1 protein-coding gene is annotated in these 273 nt (G+C 69.2%); it reads right to left on the bottom strand.

Annotated elements, in window-relative coordinates; genetic code table 11:
• The coding region (locus CVH10_RS20550) for a metal-dependent hydrolase (protein WP_146143193.1) at positions 1-273 on the bottom strand (273 nt) is incomplete at both ends.

Below are 273 nucleotides of genomic sequence, written 5' to 3'. Positions count from 1 at the left end.
CCACAGCGCGCGCGCCTGCGGATCGGCGCCCTCCAGATGGCGCGGGTCCGCGATCAGCGCATGCGCCAGCATCGCGGTGAAATGCTCCAGCGCACAGGTCGCCGCCAGGCTGCCGATCGGCGGCCTGCCCCTGGTCAGCGCCAGCGCGGCATCGACGTCGCGGTCGAGCAGCGTGGTGTCATATCCCTGGTCGGCGACATGGCGGTTGAACGCGACATGTTCGCGCGTGTGCAGCACCTCCTGCTTGATGAAGGCGTTGATCTCGCGCTCCAG

It is taken from the genome of Halomonas sp. ND22Bw, from assembly GCF_003011945.1.
GTDB classification, from domain to species: domain Bacteria; phylum Pseudomonadota; class Gammaproteobacteria; order Pseudomonadales; family Halomonadaceae; genus Halomonas; species Halomonas halophila.
Note: the sequence above shows the minus strand (reverse complement) of the source record. Positions and strands in the feature narration are given on the sequence as shown.